Here is a 15,064-nt window from a genome sequence, read left to right as displayed (position 1 = left end):
GTTACCTCGCCATCTTGTCGACATAGAGCCGTTCCATGTCGGCCACCAGGTCTTGAAGGGACCGGCGTCGTTCACGGGCCGAAATCTTCGGTGTTTCCGGTTCCGGCGCGTCGAAGATGCCGGGGGATTCCCCCATGGGCGCCGGTTTCGGATCAAGCCGAGCCACACTGACCGGCTCCGGCAGCGGCGGCGGTGCAATAGCCGGTTGGTGGGCGGGTTCGACCACCGGTTCGGCGAGCTTCTGGGGCACTGCCTGGGGTAAGGCCTGTGGTAAGGCCTGGGGAATAGGCTGGGGATCGGGCATGGGAACGGGTTGGGGAACGGGTTGGGAAACGGGTTGGGGTTGGGCGATCGGTTTGGCAACGGGCTCCATAACGGGAGTCGGCTCGATCACGGGTTCGGCCACCGGCCGGGCGATCCTTTGCCGGACCGGCTCGGGGGCCGGTTGCTCAATGGCGACCTTTTCGGGCCGATCGGGAAACAGCTCACGGGGCAGCGGCATGCCGGTGGGGCCGCCAAAGGCCATCAGATAGACCAGGGCACCGCCAACAACAACATTGAACAGAAGGAACTTCATAGGGCCTCCTTGGCGTCGAGACGCTTTTCGGTGATGAGCAGCAATGCCCGCAACAGGGCGGAGGTGGGCAGGCCGACCACGGTGGTCAGAAAGGCCATGGAGAAATGCCGGGTCAGGTCCTGGATGATGGATCCCACCGTATCCGGATTGAGCGGCTGGTCGGCCAGGGTGCCGATGCCCAGGCTGATCCCGAACAGGGTATAGGTCAGGGCCAGGGTGGCCACTCCGCTGGCCCCATGCAGGCCGGTCTCCAGCCACAGGGCGCGGGCGGTGGGATCGAAACGGCTCTGACCCATGCGCACCCAGGCAAACAGGCTGAGGAACAAAAGTCCGGCCAACAACACCAAGAAGGTGCCGCCGAACAGTTCCACGGTGCGTTCGGCCAGCACGTCCGGATCGTCGGCGGTTACCCACACGGCCACGGCAAGCCCCATGGTCGCCGTGCCGATCAGGGCGGACAGGGCCCGCGAGCCGCTATCTGCGATGGTGGCGAGGGCTGGCATGTCAGCGCCTCCCGACCTTGGCGGCCATCAGGCTCTCGGTGCTGACGCCGAATTGATCGAGCCAGTTGTCGATCATGGCGCGGTTCTTTTCCACCGAGCCATGGGCCAGGAAGGTGATGTCGTAATTCTTGAACGCTTGGCGCACGGCACGGGTGTTCTTGCCGCGCAGGCTGTCGTCGCGCAAGACCATGCGTTCCAGATCCACCAGGCGGCGCTGGGCAGTGGCCAGCTTACCCATGCGGTCGGGCACGGTCAGTTCCGGGTCGAGCATCAAATCGACGGTGACGGCCCGTTCCCGTTCAAGGGTTTCCAGAGTATCGGCCCAGGCAGTGGCGGTTGAGGCCAGGAGTCCAAGGGCAATGGCGGAGGTGAGCAGAAGTTTGCGGGTCATGGGTTTTCTCCGGGGCTTCAGTTGTCGAGGAAGAAGTTGAGATTGGTGACCGGCGAGGCGACGGTGGCCACGTCGGAATCGGCCAGCTCGGCGTCCAGGCCGTCTTCGGTCAGGGCCATGGCATCCAGGGCGACCAGCTTGGCCATATAGCCGATCATGGTCTCTTCCTGGTCGAGCATGGCCAGTTCGGTCTGAATGTCGGAGGCCATGCGCCGCAGGTGTTCCTTGCGGGTCAGCGGCTGACCATCGTCATCCTCGGCCATTTGGTTCATGTCGTGATGCTTGATGCGGGCGAGCAGTTTTTCCATGGCCTGCATGTTTTGGGAATATTGCGAGGCATACTTGCTCTCGGTGGCCATGCTGGTCTCGAAGATCCGCTGATCGACCACGTCCATGGAGGTTTGGAACCGCTTGCGGGCGGCCTGCTGCTGAGCAATCAACTGCTGGCGGGTCCCGGAAGGATCGTCGGCCTCCTCGGCCAACTTGTCCATCATGCGGTCGAACAGCTTGCGCTTGACCTTCAGGTGCTTGCGACGCATCTCGTTGCGCTCGGAAATCAGGTTCAGGTATTCCCGCTTTTCGGCCAGGAACTGGTGACGCAGATCCAGGCGCACCTCGCCTTCGGCGGTGTCGATGGCCCGTTGCAGATCACCCAGGGTGCCGGTTTTCAACGACAGATCCTGTTCGGTGGTGGTCAGGGCCTGACCCAAGGCGGAGCGGGCGAAATCATTATCCAGCGATTTTTGCAGATAGCTTGGCGGCAGCTTGATCAGCCGTTCCGAGGACTGCGGATGCCAACTGGGGTTGGCCAGCACCGGCGCGGCGGTCAGGGTCAAGGCGGTGCCCAACATCAGGGCCGCCAACAGGGATTTGGGGGAGCGGTTCATGACGGCCTCCTTGGTTTAGTGGCTCTGCCAATACTGGACCCGGCGCATTTCGCCCTTCAGGTCACGATTGACGTTGGCGTCGGAGAAACGGGCCACGGCGTGATCCGGGCGCAGGCCCAGCAGCACTTCCATGGTATCCACGAAAGACGAGCCATCGGGGTAATACAGGTCCACGCCGGGATGGGCCTGGGACAGCCGTTGCAGATTGCTTCGCGCGCTGGTCAGATCACCACCCTTGAGGAAATTCTGTATGCTCAGGGCATAGGCCTGTAGGCGTTCGTCGCGGGCAATGCCGGCGGCTTCGGGGCCCAGATCGGATTCACAGGTTTCCAGCAGCTTGGCGCTGGCCAGATACTTGGCCGCATCGCCGGTTTCCCTGCCTTGTCGGTCCAGGGTCAGGGCGTCGTCGCGACATTTGCGATAGTCGCGCATGGCGGTAACTTCGGCGAAGCGGGCCTCGCGGAAGCCGATCCCGGCATCCATGGCGGGGGGCTGGGTAACACAGGCGGAAAGGCCCACGGCGCCCAGGATGGCAACCAGGGCCAAAGCGGCGGGACGGCGGGGACGGATTGCTGATTGTGACATGGTCTCACCCTCTGTTTGATAACCTGCCGAGGCTATGGAGGGGTGAGAGGCGGTTTTTTTAGGGGCGTACCGAAAGACTCAATGTTGCGGCATGGATTTGCGTTCCGGCCAGGCCTTGTAGCTGATTATCTAGGCCGTCGGACAGATCCGAATCGATTTTGCGATCGGCGGCATAGCAGGTGATTTTCTCCTCGCCCGCCGGGGCGGCCACTTCCAGCTCGAACGGAAACAGGTTGCCGCCGGGCAGGTCATAGGATCGTCCGCCGGTCAAATGGGCCTCGGGGAAACGGCTGTTGGGCAGAATGCGCAGGGTGCTGCCATCGGCTTGATGATAGAAACAGTTCACCCAGGCATCGCGGCCCAGGGTTAACTTTAGATCCAGCTTCTCGCCGAAATGATAGGTGGGATTTTCGCCGCGTGGGCTGGTCAATTGGATGGCCGCCGCCGGGGTCGTGTCCGGGAGACCCGGATCCGTTTCGATGGACGGCTTGTGCCAGAGGAAGGCCAGGGCCCCGGCCACCACCAAACTACCCAGGACAAAGCCCCAGGGAAATGGCCGCCGAGACCGCGTGACGGTCTTCGTCTCCTTGGCTTTGCGCAGATCCGTGGGGCCCAGGGGCAGACGGGCGAGCAGGTCGGTGGTGGTGGTCAATGCCACGACCTCCACCTGTCCTGGAAGACCGGCTCGGCGCAGGGCTTCGGCATCCTCTGCCCCTGCGCAGGCGGCAATCACCGGAATGTCTCTCTCGGCCCAGGCCGCGAACAAGGTACGGCTGGCCTCGATTTTTTGCGGCACATGATCCACCGGGCCGACATTTAGGTCATAATCCACCGTGCCGGTCAGCCACAGGACCCGATCGGCCTGTTCCACCGGTGCCAGTTCGGCGTTCTCGGCGGCGCGCAGCGCATGGGCGGCAAAGACGGCCAATTGCCAAGAACGCCCCGACGAGATGGGGCCGGAGATATCAAGGCGGAAGGCGTCTTCCTCATCGGGACCGAATTCGCGCAGAATGACGCCGCTGCCCGGACGGACGAAGTCGTCATAGCCGCCGCTGATGGAAAGCACCTCGGAGGTGCGCCCCAGACAGATCATCGATTGCGGCGCCGGTTCGGCGGTGATGCGCTCGATGCGCACCGGCCCGTCGGTGGTGGCGGCGAAGACGGCGTATTTACTCACCGGATAAAGGCCTCGCTGCGTGGGTCGGCGAGCAGGCGGACGGCCTCCGAAGCGCGGTCGAGAATGACCTGGGCCACGCCGTTGCGTGGTTCGGGCAAAGCCACTTGCGTCGAGTTGTCCTCGCTATCGAGGATGATCAGGGTGGAGGGACCCTCGGGCACCCGGTCGCTGATCTCGACGATCAGGAACAGCTGATCCGGCTCGGCGCGGGATTCCCGAAGGCTGAGGCGGACCCGATCCCCCTCGCGGGTGGGCAGGGTGTCGCTGCTGGCGGCGCGGGCGCGGGGCAGATGGTGGGAAGAGGCTGCCTTGACCATGATCATATAGGCTCGACGCAAGGGCAGATGGCTGCCCAGTGCCCGTTCCAGATCGTCCTGCGGCCAGGGAAGTCGTCCGGTGGCATAGGCCTGAAGCCGCGCCGGTGATGGCCGCGCGGTGGATTGTTCCCGGGCCCGCGCCAGGAGCTCGTCGGCTGCCTCCCGGTCCTGGAACCAGGTGGTCGCGCGGGCGATGAGGTCGGGGGTGGTTTGGTAGCTGATCATTGGGGGTCTCCGTACAGCGCCCGGAAGCGCTCGCTGAAGGTCTCGCGGTCGGTTTGGAAATGGCGGTCCAGACCGTGACCGTCCAATTGGGTCAATGCGCTCAGGTAGCCGCGCAGCAGGGTCCCGACCGCCACCAGGGCCGGGGCGGCCTGACGGAACGTGGCCCGGCTGTCGTCGTCGGGGGCTGCGGTGAAGCCCTTGCGGGTCAGGGTCTTGTATGCCCGCGCCGCCATCTCCAAGGGGACGATTTTTTCATCGTTGGCGGGTATGGCGGGAGAGGGGGCGGAGGCGAGAACGTGCAGGGCGGCCTTTTGCAGTTGGTCCACGTGGGCGGCGAGCTTTTCGACGGTCGCCATTCTGGCGCCATAGGATTCGGCCTCGTCGCAGGTGATGCGCCTGGCCACGGCCTCGGCACCGCGCCCAACTTGTAGATCATTGGTGATGCCCGCCTGTACCTGTCCGAAAACCTCGTAGCGCAGAAAGGCGAGCGGCAGGTGCAGGGCATGGGGCCCATGATCCATCAGGGCTTCCATGGGCTTGCGTTCGCTGCTGCCCTTGAGAAACTTGATTTCGTTCAGGGGCGGTTGGTCGAAGGCGGCCAGGGGGGACGTCCAACCAGGCCCACCGGGATCGGACTGATCCGTGTCGGCGGGATCCAACTCCCCGGCCTCGCGGTCGGTGCCCAAGGGCGCGGCCTCGTCGACGGCGCGGCGGGCGCCGGCCTCTTCCAATGACTCCATGAAACGGGTGAACTGATCAAACACGGCGCGATATCCTCTGAATTCCTTGCCTTGGCAATGGAGGCACCAGAAGTCCAAAATCGCGGAGTCGTCGATGGAAAGCCTGTTTTCCGGGCTTCGGTCGCGCAGAAATCCGTAGATGGTGGTGAATTTTCCTTCGCTGCGGGCCGAGGGCAGATTCTTCTTTCGATATTGCCGCAGATGGCTGGACAGCTGGTTGGCGGCGGGGCGCACATCGGCCGGACCGGTGATCCCGGCGAGAATCTCTTCCAGCTGGGGATAGAAGCCGTAGCCCTCCATGCCGCAGAGAAACTCGTATAGGGCGGCCAGGATCGGCATGCGCCCGAAACGGATGGTAAAGGGGCCTTCGTCACCCTCGACTGTCACCCCGTCTTCATCGGCGCCTGGGTGATCGGCAAAGCTGGCGCGGGAGCGACTCGCGGTCACGCCATCGGGGTCCAACAGCACTTGAGCCCGGCGGCCGCCGTCTCCGCCCAGGGCCAGCACCAGATGGCAGAGTTCATAGAGCGGCGCATCCTTATGCGGGCCCCCGGCCTGTCCGACCACAAAGCGGGACAGCCAATCCAGGGTCGGACGGGGCGCATGGCGCAGACGACCGGCAGGGGTCGTGGATTCGGCAACGGCGCGGAAATCCTCGATCAGCGGGCTTTCGCCCCCCGCCCGCAACAGCCTGTCGGTTGCTTCGTCCACGGTTCCCCCTGCCTTCGTCGGCCTTTGTCCGATGAATTCTATGAGCCTTGGGAGGGTCATGCAAATGTCCTAGAACCGATGCCGTGGCGGGCGGTGGTGATGGCGTCCTCCCCGGCGCGGTGGCGGGCGTCGAAAGCGGCGCTCCTTATCGTCGTCCCAACGGTCGCGGGCCTCGAAACGGGGCGGCGGCGGGGGACGATCAAAGTCAAAATCGTCTTCGATGATGATCTCCACCACTTGCTCTTCCGACTCCTCTTCATAGGGGGGCTGCCAGCGTTCCACCACCAGGCGGGCCGGACGTTCGTCGGACCAGTCGTCTTCGAGTTGATAGCGGGGGCGCTCGGCATCGGCCTTGGATCGCGCCACGGGCTGTTCCTCGCGCCAGATCAGCGCCTGTTCGAGATAGACTCCGTGCCACTTCAAAACCTGGCGCACATAGCCCTTGTTGAAATCATGGGCCCGTGCCGCGCCGGGGTAACCGGGCAGGGTGCCGCCGTTGTAGTGGGACAGGGCCAGATTCCATTGGCCGCCGTATTGATCATAGAGCTGTTCGAGGAATTGCAGACCCGTGCGGATATTGGTCCGGGCGTCCCACAGATGGTTGGGGCTGAGGTCGAACTCGCCTTTGGCCGTCTTGGGCATGATCTGCATGACGCCCCGGGCGCCGGCCTTGCTGCGCGCCTTGGGATTGAAATCGGATTCCACCTTGGCCAGGGCCAGGGCCAGAGCCACCGGTACGCGGGTCCGGGCGGCTTCTTGGATGATCATGCGTTTAACCTCGGCCCGGTCGGGAGTGACGATGGCCTGGGCCGATCCCGGCCAGAAACCGATGAGGGCGAAAAGCAACAGACTGTTGCGGATCCAGGTGGGGGTCATGGCTGCTTCTCCTTTAGAGCTTGGCGCCAGCGGTCATCCAGCGGTGCCATGGTGAGCGATGCGACGGGAATCTGGTCCCGGGCCTTCAAAGCCCGGGCCATGGGCAGGTCGGGATCGACGGCCAGCACCACCCGCTCACGTCCGGCCAGACTGGCCGGATCAAGGGGTTTCAGGCCGCCGTCATAAAACTGGTCCTTGTGGTAGATCACCACGGAATCCCGGGGAACGGCGGGGCCGCTGGCCTGTTGCGCGGAGTCCGTCTGGGTCTTGCCCAGGGCGGCGCCGCTATCGGCCAGGGGGAGATCGGCGGAAGCCACCAGCCCGCCGCCCATGGAGACCAGGGTCAACACCATGATGGAGAAGAAGCCCATGGCCAGGGCCAGGGCGATTTCCGCCATGGCATTGTTGGGAGTGCCGTGGATCATGACCGAAGCTCCTTTAGCCCTTGCGCCATGGGTCGATGGCGAGGCGGGTATGACGGGCGCGGATGATGGTGAAGCCCCGGTCGGACCGGATCACGCGGGCTTCCAGGCCGGACTTGTCCAGCAGCCGGTTGATGGCGCGCTTGATCTGACGCGGCTTGGCGGCGGTCTCCACCCACAGGATACGGCTGCGTTCGGTGCGCCCCACGGACCAGTAGTCCAATCGGTCGCTGTAGTCGTCCAGGGTGCGGATCATGCGCTTGAGTTCCTTGGGCCGGAAATCCTGCAACACCACGGAATAGCCTTTGGCATCCTCGTCTTTCCAGGCCACGGACTTGGCCAGCCTTGCAGCCACTTCTTCGGTGAAGTCATCGGCCAGGCGACGGGTCAGGCGCACCGCCTTGCGGGTCTTGCAGCCTTTGTTGCAATCCCGCTCCAAACGGCTGTCGGAGACAGCGCGCAGGGCGACGGTATCAAGGACCTGACCACTGGGCAGATCCACCAACTGGCCAGTCAGGCGGACGGTCATCACCTTGGCTTTTTTCTTGCCGTCGATCTTTCGCTTGACCACTTCCGGGCGCACCGAGAGCACCACCGCCATATCCATGGCCGGGCGCTTGAGGTGCTGGGCGGCGGCGATGGCCTGTTGGGCGTTGCGTCGCACATTGGCGGTATCACGCCGGTCGCGGCTGCGGTCGCTTTCCTGGAACACCTTGTAGCCGTCCCGGTCGAGACCGGCGCTCAGCCGTTCGGTGAGAATGCGATAGGGCACGGAATCCCGGCGCGGCATGTCCGGCCCGCCATCCTGGCCCAGCACCAAAATGCGCGAAGGCGGTCCAGCCTGTCGGTCGGCAGCCTGGGCATGGGGGGCGGTCGCGGCGGCGGAAACGGCGAGCAAGCCGGCGAGGGTCAGATGGATCAAGGAATGTTTCATCACAGGGTCTCCCTGTTGCGAATGGAAAATCGGATCGTGCGGAGGCTATGGGGGCTGGAGAGGCGGATTTTCGATGAACGGAAAAACCGGCTCTGGCCGCTCCATTACCCTGGCATCGACTGAAACCAAGGAGACCGATCATGACCTTGACCAAGAAACTGGCCGCCCTGGCGACCGCCGCCCTGATCGCCGCCGCGCCGTTTACCGGTGCCAAGGCCGATGGATTCCTGCAGCCCGGTACCCTGATCGGGGCCGCCGCCGGGGGGCTGCTCGGCTCTCAGATCGGCCAGGGTGACGGCAAGTTGGCCGCCACCGCCGCCGGAACGTTGCTCGGCGCGGGCTTTGGCTACGCCATCAGCAATGAACAGATCGATCCGCCGAGACGGACCCGCGCGGTTGCCTATCGCCCTGCCCCGCGCAAAGTCGTGGTGGTCGAACGCCCGCGGTATGTGGAGCGCGTGGTGATTGTGGAAAAGTCTCGTCCGGCCAAGCGGGTGGTGGTTTATAAGGGCAAGTCGAAAAAGGCCTATCGGGGCCGCGGATGGAAGCGCGGATGGTATCGCGACCGCTGGGACGACTGAGCGTATTCGGACGACAAGGAAAAACCCCGGGCTTCGGCCCGGGTTTTTTTGTGGATTCCCGCTGCCTTCAGCCTTCATGCATGATTCGAATGCGACTGGCTCATAACCAAAAACGTTTATTGTACCGCCATGTATGGTAGATTTGGTCAAGGCGTCTGAGAAACGCACACCTGCGCGCCCTATTGCCCGGTCGGCATTCTGCGCGAAAACTATTTCTTTAGGAGGGGACGATGATACCGTTTGAGAAACTGCATCGGGAAAACCACGAGATCTCTGAGTTGGCGAAGGTGCTTGTAAACCTGGTGGAAGACCGGGAAATCTGCGACACCGCCATTTGTAGCGAGATTTTTCAGCGCTATGTGGATGCCGTCACCAACCACTTTGCCATGAATGGGGTTCATATCTATCCCGTGCTGCTCGCAGGTTCAGAAGAGGAGGCGCCGTCCATCGCCAAGCGGTTCCTCGAAGGCGAGCGGGAGATCAAACGGATTTTCAGCAAGTATGCGAAAAAGTGGTGGCGGAACGGATTGCATGTGGGCGACCACGGCCAGTTTCTCGATGAGACCAGGGAAATGGTCGATCTGGTGTGGGATCGGGTGGTGGCGGAATCCGAGCACCTTTACCCCGCCGCCAAGAAGGCCAGTTCGAACTGACCCCACCGTCGCTCCTTATGGCGCAATTAGCGATTCTGCCGGTTGGCGATCAGGGGAATGGTGCGGCACAGCCGGTTTGCTTCTCGGGCCAGGCGGGCGAAGCGGTCTCTGTCATCCTTGTCGATGAAGCGAGCCTTGCCGAACAGGTAGTGTTCCACGGCCAACAGCTGCCCTTCGGTCTGCGACTTGATGGTCAGGGTCTTGTCACGGACTTTGTTCTTGTTGAACAGATTGAGGGAGACCTTGCGATCGCGCACATAGGTGCCTTTGCGGCTGCCATCGGCCCGGATCAGGCGGTCATGCTCGAAGGTCGCCTGAACCTTGAGCGTGCAGCTTCGGGGCAGGGGCGTGATCTGGCCATAGAACAAGGCGCTGGAGCCTTCGGCAATACACTTGCCATCGTCGGGGCCGGGACAATCCACCGGAACCTCGACTCGTTCGATATAGTTCTGGCGCACCAGGATCTGGGCCATCTCGTCGAGGGTCTCGCGCAACCGCATCAAGGGGCGGATCTTGTCGCCATTGGGGCGCCTGGGCGGCGGGCGGTGGGCAACCTGACCTCCCGGCGGCGGGCGTCGAGGCGGATTGAAACCTGGTCGGGACGGCGGTGGCGGGAGGCGTTCGAAGTCCATTTCATCCCCATATCGAGGCAGGGGCGGCGGATCCTCGGGCATCGATCCTTCGCGGCTTCGATATTCCATTTCCGCTTCCAGCTGTTTGAGGCGGTCTTCCAAAGCCTCCACGGCCTCGTCTGGGGTTTCCACGGTTGGGGCGGGCGGTTCGACCACCGGCGGTTCAACTAGGATCGGCTCCGGAACCGGCTCGCGCAGCAATGAGGCATAGACATAGCCCATGCGGTCTCCCTGGCGTTCCACCAGGAACCAGGGTCGGTCGACGACTTTGCCTGTCACTTTCACCTTGGTGCCCTTGGGCAGCATGCCCACCCGCAAAGACCGCAGGTCCGGCCCGGCGCGCACATTGCTGGTGGTCACCGATTCCATCTCCAGGTCCATGGGATCCAACACCGGCTCGCCGATGAGCGATTGCGGGCTGCGCGGCAAATCCGGTCGTTTGGCAAAGGTGCCGTCCACTGCTGCCACCAGCACCAGATCCGGCGCTCCGATCACCGTCGGCACCTGTTCCCGGTTATAGGCGCGGCGGGCTTTGTAGCGCATTTCATCGTCCAGGTAGGCCTTGACCTCTTGCAGGGTTATCTGGCCGTCGCCATTGCCGTGACCCTTTTGGTCGGCGGCGCCATAAAGGGCGCGCAGCAGGTATTCGGTGAACAGGCCATGCTCGGCCTCTTCGTCCCAACTGGCCAATTGGTCGGCCGAGGCGGCGGTGAGCACGGTCAGCGAGGAGGTGGGGTTTGGCTCATCCTTGGGAATGATCTTCACCCCTGACGCCCCCTTGATCAGTGGACCCCGATGGCTGCCGCCGGAGAAACAGGCATCGACCATCACCGTGACCGAGCGGGCTCCCAACTGCGATAGATTGTCGTAGAGCACGTCCAGGGGATAGCCGTTGATATCGACGGTGGCCAAATCGGCATCGGTAGGCAATAGGTAGCGCCGTTGCTGGTCCTGACTGGGCAGGCCATGGCCGGAGTAAAAGACGAACAGATCGGATTTATCGGGGCGGATATACTGATAGGCCTTGCCGCGCGGATTCCCCTGGCGCCCAAAGGTGGATTCCATCTGTGCCTGAGAGGCGTCGGTGAGCAATAAGATGTTTTCCTCGCGGAACCCCAGGACGTCGCGCACGAAGCGGTGCATGGCCTGGGCGTCGCGATGGGCAAAATCCACCGACGGAATGTCCGGGTGGCTGTACTGACCGTTGCCGACAATGACCGCGACGGCATCCGCATCGGCTGCGGACGCCTTGGGGCCGCCCAACCCGATCAGGGCCAGGACGGACAAAGAGCAAAGAAGGCCGGACAGTTTCATGGTCGGTCTCACGGGAATTCCAATCGGTCGCCTCGGTTAGGAAGGCGCCAGAGCCATCTTTGTCATAACAATAGTCGCGCAAGGCATTCGATGCACGCCTCTTGACCAAACTGGGTGGTCTGGATGCCCAAGAAAGTTCCCTTGCAGCCGTCTTGCTCTTAGATCACGGCGTGTTTGATCGGATTCGATCAAACACGCGCTAACAGGCTGCTGAAAAAGTGTTGTTCGACGTCCCGCCTCGCCCTTCGACAAGCTCAGGGTGAGGCTAACATGTTGAAAGTTCAAAGGCCCTCATGCTCGAAATCGGATTTTTTCAGATGGCGGTAATCGAGCAGTCAGGGATTGCCTAGACAGTCAGCTGGTCTCCACACTCGGTCTTGATCAAGTATCCGGGTCAATTCCTGGACATGGAACAGAGGAGACCAGCCATGGAGTATTTTGTTGGAATGGACGTATCGATGGCAAGCATTTCGATCTGTGAGATTGATGCAAAGGGAACCGTCATTCGCGAAGGCAAGGTGTCAAGCACACCCGAGGCGGTCGCCACTTGGCTCGAGGAAAGCGGGCGTGGCTTTGCGCGAATTGGGTTGGAAGCTGGCCCTCTGGCGCCTTGGCTGTACGCAGGACTGTCCAGTCGGGGCCTCCCTGTGATTTGTATCGAGACCCGGCAAATGAAGGCCTTTGCCAGCGCCAGCCCAGTCAAGACGGACCGTCGCGACGCCCGCTTGATCAGCCAGGCGATGCGGACCGGTTTGTACCGCGCGACCCACGTCAAGACCGCGCGCAGTCAGGAGCTCCGGATGGTGCTGACCCATCGGGAGACCCTGGTTCATCAGGTCCGTCAGTTGTCCAATACGGTACGAGGAACATTGAAAGCTTTCGGCCTCAAGGTCGGTATGGCGCGCGGACGCCTTTTCGCGGCGCGGGTTCGGGAATTGACGGCTGATAACCCGCACCTCAGCGCAGCCGCCGAGCCGCTCTTGCTTGCGCGCCAAGCCTTGCTCGAACAACTCGACAAGCTCGACCGGCAGGTTCATGCCGCTGCGCGCGATGATAGCGTTTGCCGGCGCCTGATGACCGTTCCCGGCGTCGGCCCGGTTACCGCCCTCGCTTTCAGGACAGGACTCGACGTGCCGGAACGGTTTCAAAAGTCGGTCATGGTCGGCGCCCACTTCGGGCTTGTCCCACGCAGATACGCCTCGGGAGAGCAGGACCGAAGCGGCCCCATCAGCAAGTGCGGAGATGCCATGGTTCGTTGGCTTTTGTTCGAGGCCGCCAATGCACTTCTCACTCGAACCCGCCGTTGGTCCTGGCTCAAACACTGGGGGCTCGCGGTCGCCAAAAGGCGCGGGATGAAACGCGCCAAGGTCGCCGTTGCCCGGCGTCTCGCCGTAATCATGCATCGCATGTGGATCGACGGCACGGACTTCCAGTACCGCAAGGAGGAGACCGCCATCTAAACACAACGAAAACCGAGATCGCCTGAAGGGCGGCCAGGACGCGTGGCGACGCGCGGGGCTCGGATGACAGCGCGCAGGCTGCAGTGGCGTAAGACCACGCTTTTCAGATTGCTGCACCCGATCCCCCTTGATCCCCATCATGCGGCGACGACGTCGACCGCGGACAGAAGCAAAGGGCGCCACATAACCCAGGTTCAAACCGACGGCTTGGAAATCAGCTTGACTCAAATGACTCGATTACAGAAGCAGCCTTTAGAACGAACGCAAAAGCACCATTTTATCGCCGACGGTCACCAGACTGAGCTGAAACCGGTTCAACGGTTCACGGATCTCCACCAGGTCCGGCACGTGATAGAGCAAGGAAGCCTTCATCTGCTCACAGTGTTGGCCGGGCTGTTTCGCCAACAGATAGGTTGGGTAAGCCTCGGCGGTCAGGGCGATGAATTCGGCACCCCGTTCGGCGACAAAGGAATCCACGGCTTCGATCACGCCAAACCCCATTTTTCGCGCCGGTTCGATGTTGGTGTAGTCATGGCCGACGATGAAGCCATCGTCCTTGACCTTGTCCCAATAGAGCGCGAGATCGCGGGTCACGCCCTCGCGGGTATGCAGACCATCCACATAGATCCAATCAAATTGCCGGTCTTCGAATCGGTTGACCGCCGCCTGGGAATAGGTTCGATGAATGATGACCTGGCCCGAGGCCGACTGCTCGGCGAACTGCTCGCTCACGGATCGGAAGTTGGCATTCTGGTCGGACATGGGGGCGTTGTTGGGGTCGGCGGCATAGCTCGGGTCATCCTGATGGATCCAGGGGTCGATCAGATGCAAATGCTTGGGTTCGGTGCCATCCAGGATCACCTTTGAGAACTCCCCCTGTGCCACGCCGATTTCCGCCACGGTTCCGCCCCTGGGAAGAAAGCTCACCAGTCCTTCGCGCATCAAGAAACAGAGGTACAAGGAGAGTCTCCAAACTGATCAGTAAAAAACGTCTATGTCGGCCCCGTCATCCACCTGGGCGCAGGCCTGCTTGAATCCCTCCCCATCGACAAAGCGGAACCAATGAGGCCATTTCTCGGCCAGATCGGGAAAGACCAAGTCGGTGATTCTCGGGCAGGTCGGGTCCACCAGGTCCAGGGGCCTCTTGCTCACCGGATGATTTCGGGTTCCGGCGAAATGCAAGAACCAAACCTGCCGAAATGCGGCGTTGACGCATTGGCTCAGCAGATCCGGATGGGCTTCGCGCAGGTCATCATTGAACAGGAACGGATAATGGGTGAGAGCATGCAACGCCCAAGGTGTATTGAAGCGCGGGTCCAAGGGGTCGAGCAGGCCCTGATTCTGTATTTCGAAGGACAGCGGTGTCATTTCGAAATCGATGAAGTCCCGGTCGTACTTCATGTAGATCCCGGCCAACGTGGCGCCGTGGCGTCGGGGATCGAAGACCAGTACGCCGGTGTTGATGAGGTGTGGGGCCTCGCCGTCCAGACCCAAAACCCGGTAATAGTCGGCGTGGTCGGCCTGCAAAAATACAGAGGGATTGCGGTCGGGGTTTTGTGTCCGGGCCCGCAGGTTCTCCATGACCATGTGCAGGGCTGAACGGCTGCCGTCCGGGCCGCAGAAATCAGTGTCCGGCGGCGGCATGGTCACCGCGCCGATGCCATTGCCGATGTGGGCGCTGGCGATGCAGGGGGCCAAGCGATGATTGATCAGAATGTCGGCATCCATCCACACCAGCTTGTCATAGTCCTTGAGCGCCGGATGAACGCCGATCAGCAGCTTCTGCCAATGCAGGGATTTTTTTGCTGTGTCGGCATTGGGATCAATGAGCTCGGTCAGGGCCACCAGATCATAGCCGTGACGTTCGGCATAGGGCTGCCAGGTGGGCCGGATAAATCGTTCGAAGGCCTCCACATAGGCCTCGCCGATCAGCAGGGTGACGATGGCCTTGCGCCGGATATCCGCCATGAATGGGTCCCATCGGTGAGTCTGCGGCGAGTGTAACCCAAGGCGGGGACCGGAGGAACAGTCATTGGACAGGCCATGCTTCCTGGTTCAAAATGCAACCGGTTGTCAGGA

17 protein-coding genes are annotated in these 15,064 nt (G+C 62.3%); 3 read left to right on the top strand and 14 right to left on the bottom strand.

The window, feature by feature from the left end:
• Position 1 precedes the first annotated feature (1 nt).
• The 11 genes from MGMAQ_RS16580 to MGMAQ_RS16530 form a co-directional block, all read right to left on the bottom strand.
• On the bottom strand, positions 2–577 hold the full coding sequence (locus MGMAQ_RS16580; RefSeq protein WP_046022425.1) for a hypothetical protein: 576 nt from the start codon (positions 575–577) through the stop codon (positions 2–4).
• Positions 574–1,080 carry a hypothetical protein gene (locus MGMAQ_RS16575; RefSeq protein WP_046022424.1) on the bottom strand — a complete coding sequence of 169 codons (507 nt, stop codon included), beginning with the start codon at positions 1,078–1,080 and terminating at the stop codon, positions 574–576. Before MGMAQ_RS16575 ends, MGMAQ_RS16580 begins: the two co-directional genes overlap by 4 nt.
• A gap of 1 nt (position 1,081) precedes the next feature.
• Positions 1,082–1,471, bottom strand: coding sequence for a hypothetical protein (locus MGMAQ_RS16570; protein WP_046022423.1), 390 nt, complete (start codon positions 1,469–1,471; stop codon positions 1,082–1,084).
• Between the two features lie 17 nt (positions 1,472–1,488).
• A complete protein-coding gene (locus MGMAQ_RS16565) occupies positions 1,489–2,358 on the bottom strand; it encodes a hypothetical protein (RefSeq protein WP_046022422.1) in 870 nt (289 codons plus the stop codon).
• A gap of 15 nt (positions 2,359–2,373) precedes the next feature.
• Positions 2,374–2,943: a hypothetical protein gene (locus MGMAQ_RS16560; protein ID WP_046022421.1), complete on the bottom strand. Its 570-nt coding sequence runs from the start codon at positions 2,941–2,943 to the stop codon at positions 2,374–2,376.
• A 58-nt stretch (positions 2,944–3,001) separates the two neighbouring features.
• Positions 3,002–4,120, bottom strand: coding sequence for a DUF4384 domain-containing protein (locus MGMAQ_RS16555; protein ID WP_046022420.1), 1,119 nt, complete (start codon positions 4,118–4,120; stop codon positions 3,002–3,004).
• Positions 4,117–4,662 (bottom strand): hypothetical protein, encoded by a 546-nt coding sequence (locus MGMAQ_RS16550; protein ID WP_046022419.1) that lies wholly within the window; start codon positions 4,660–4,662, stop codon positions 4,117–4,119. The genes MGMAQ_RS16555 and MGMAQ_RS16550 overlap by 4 nt, the downstream gene beginning before the upstream one ends.
• Entirely contained in the window at positions 4,659–6,113 is a 1,455-nt protein-coding gene (locus tag MGMAQ_RS16545) for a hypothetical protein (protein ID WP_046022418.1), read from the bottom strand. Before MGMAQ_RS16545 ends, MGMAQ_RS16550 begins: the two co-directional genes overlap by 4 nt.
• Positions 6,114–6,182: 69 nt before the next feature.
• Positions 6,183–6,989: a lytic transglycosylase domain-containing protein gene (locus MGMAQ_RS19880; RefSeq protein ID WP_052716490.1), complete on the bottom strand. Its 807-nt coding sequence runs from the start codon at positions 6,987–6,989 to the stop codon at positions 6,183–6,185.
• Positions 6,986–7,414: a hypothetical protein gene (locus MGMAQ_RS16535; protein WP_046022417.1), complete on the bottom strand. Its 429-nt coding sequence runs from the start codon at positions 7,412–7,414 to the stop codon at positions 6,986–6,988. The genes MGMAQ_RS19880 and MGMAQ_RS16535 overlap by 4 nt, the downstream gene beginning before the upstream one ends.
• 13 nt (positions 7,415–7,427) lie before the next feature.
• Positions 7,428–8,345 (bottom strand): hypothetical protein, encoded by a 918-nt coding sequence (locus tag MGMAQ_RS16530; RefSeq protein ID WP_046022416.1) that lies wholly within the window; start codon positions 8,343–8,345, stop codon positions 7,428–7,430.
• 140 nt (positions 8,346–8,485) lie between these two features.
• Between MGMAQ_RS16530 and MGMAQ_RS19875 the strand changes: the two genes are divergently transcribed.
• Positions 8,486–8,926: a glycine zipper 2TM domain-containing protein gene (locus tag MGMAQ_RS19875; protein ID WP_052716489.1), complete on the top strand. Its 441-nt coding sequence runs from the start codon at positions 8,486–8,488 to the stop codon at positions 8,924–8,926.
• 230 nt (positions 8,927–9,156) lie between these two features.
• Positions 9,157–9,579 (top strand): hemerythrin domain-containing protein, encoded by a 423-nt coding sequence (locus MGMAQ_RS16520; protein ID WP_046022415.1) that lies wholly within the window; start codon positions 9,157–9,159, stop codon positions 9,577–9,579.
• Positions 9,580–9,605: 26 nt separating this feature from the next.
• Here MGMAQ_RS16520 and MGMAQ_RS19870 read toward each other — a convergent pair whose 3' ends face one another.
• Complete coding sequence (locus MGMAQ_RS19870) at positions 9,606–11,525, bottom strand: caspase family protein (protein WP_052716488.1); 1,920 nt, start codon at positions 11,523–11,525, stop codon at positions 9,606–9,608.
• A gap of 428 nt (positions 11,526–11,953) precedes the next feature.
• Here MGMAQ_RS19870 and MGMAQ_RS16510 point away from each other — a divergent pair, with 428 nt between their 5' ends.
• Complete coding sequence (locus tag MGMAQ_RS16510) at positions 11,954–12,985, top strand: IS110 family transposase (RefSeq protein WP_046020119.1); 1,032 nt, start codon at positions 11,954–11,956, stop codon at positions 12,983–12,985.
• Positions 12,986–13,237: 252 nt separating this feature from the next.
• Here the strand turns inward: MGMAQ_RS16510 and MGMAQ_RS19865 are convergent, their stop codons facing one another.
• Positions 13,238–13,945 carry a class I SAM-dependent methyltransferase gene (locus MGMAQ_RS19865; protein ID WP_148561002.1) on the bottom strand — a complete coding sequence of 236 codons (708 nt, stop codon included), beginning with the start codon at positions 13,943–13,945 and terminating at the stop codon, positions 13,238–13,240.
• Between the two features lie 18 nt (positions 13,946–13,963).
• Positions 13,964–14,953, bottom strand: a complete 990-nt coding sequence (locus tag MGMAQ_RS16500) for a hypothetical protein (RefSeq protein ID WP_046022414.1) — start codon at positions 14,951–14,953, stop codon at positions 13,964–13,966.
• Between the last annotated feature and the right edge of the window lie 111 nt (positions 14,954–15,064).

It is taken from the genome of Magnetospira sp. QH-2, assembly GCF_000968135.1.
In the GTDB taxonomy this organism is placed as follows: domain Bacteria; phylum Pseudomonadota; class Alphaproteobacteria; order Rhodospirillales; family Magnetospiraceae; genus Magnetospira.
The sequence above is the reverse complement of the archived record's forward strand: the minus strand, read 5'-3'. Positions and strand labels throughout refer to the sequence as shown.